Genomic DNA, 1,495 nt, shown 5'->3' with positions numbered 1-1,495 from the left:
CGCGCGAGACGGACGCGGTCGTCGTCGCGGCCTCGCCGCCGGAGGCCCGGCGGCTCACGGGCGTCGAGTCGGTCCCGACCGAGGGCGTGCCGAACGTAACCGGGTGGTACGCGGTTCCCGAGGACGAGGCCCCCGACGCCGGCGATCGGATCCTCCTCAACGCCGCGTCGGAGTCGCCGAACGCCGTGATCCCGATGTCCGAGGTCGCCCCCGAGTACGCGCCCGACGACCGCGCACTGCTCGCGGCGACGTTCCTGGGGGAGGGGTCGCTGGATCGGGACGACGCAGACCTTCGTGCGGACGTGCGCGACGCGCTGGAGTCGTGGTACCCCGACCGCGAGTTCGGCGGGCTAGAGACCGTCGACGTCCACCGGATCCGGTTCGCGCAGTTCGCGCAACCGCCCGGCGTCCACGCCGACCTCCCGGACTCGGACGACCCGGAGGGTCCGGTCGTGCTCGCCGGCGACTACACGGAGTGGTCGTCGATACAGGGCGCGTTAGAGAGCGGTCGGACGGGGGCTATCGCCGCGGCCGACTACCTGTAAGCGAGCGGCGGCCCGCTCACTCCTCGCGCAGGAACGCCTCCTCGCCGTGTCGCTCGACCGCCGCGAGGAGCTCGTCGCGCTGGCGGCGGATCTCGGGCGGGAGCTCGGCGTAGGCGTACTCGAACATGTCGCTCGGTTCGGCTGCGATCGACTCCGCGAAGTCGATCGCGTCGGCGACGACATCGTCGGCCTCGGCCCGGACCGCCGCGACCCCCTCGTCGTCGATCCGACCGGTCTCGCGGAGGAACGCCTCCATGCGGTCGATCGGGTCGAGCGCGCGCCACGGGTCCACGTCGTCCGGGTCACGGTAGGCGCTCGGGTCGTCGGCGGTCGTGTGCGCACCGAACCGGTACTCGACGAACTCGATCAGGGTCGGGCGCGGCGCGTCTCCTTCCTCTCCGTCGCCGCCGTTCGATCTCGCCCGCTCGGCGGCCTTCCGCGTGACCGCGTAGCTCGCGAGCGGGTCCATGCCGTCGACGCGGACGCCGTCGAAACCGTAGGCGGTCGCTTTCGCCGCGAAGGTGTCGCTCGCGGTCTGGCGCGACTCGGGGATCGAGATGGCCCAGCCGTTGTTGTGACAACAGAAGAGCGTCGGCGTGTCGAACACGCCCGCGAAGTTCATCGCCTCGTGGAAGTCGCCCTCGCTGGTCGCGCCGTCCCGAAGTGACAGGCGACGACCCGGCCTTCGTCCCGGTGGTCGAACGCCCACGCCGCGCCGACCGCGTGCGGGAGATGCGCCGCGATCCCGATGTTCAGCGGGAAGACGTTCCCGTCGGCGATCGCCTCCGTCCCGGACTCGTGTCCCATCCAGTAGGGGAGGTACTCGGAGAGCAGGTCGCGGACGACGACCGCGCCGTGTTCGCGGTACTGGTAGGAGATCAGGTCGTCGGCCGCGAGCGCATGCGTCGACCCGACCGCCGAGCCCTCCTGGCCCGCGCAGGGCGCGTACG

At 71.9% G+C, this 1,495-nt stretch carries 1 protein-coding gene and 1 pseudogene; one reads left to right on the top strand and one right to left on the bottom strand.

What is annotated here, in order from left to right; translation table 11 throughout:
- A partial coding sequence (locus BN903_RS14900) for an FAD-dependent oxidoreductase (protein WP_048078476.1) occupies positions 1 to 545 on the top strand: 545 nt, incomplete at its 5' end.
- A gap of 16 nt (positions 546 to 561) precedes the next feature.
- Here BN903_RS14900 and BN903_RS14895 read toward each other — a convergent pair.
- A pseudogene (locus BN903_RS14895) lies at positions 562 to 1,495 on the bottom strand (thiamine pyrophosphate-dependent enzyme); the annotation flags it as partial.

It is taken from the genome of Halorubrum sp. AJ67 (genome assembly GCF_000513435.1).
The sequence above is the reverse complement of the archived record's forward strand: the minus strand, read 5'-3'. Positions and strand labels throughout refer to the sequence as shown.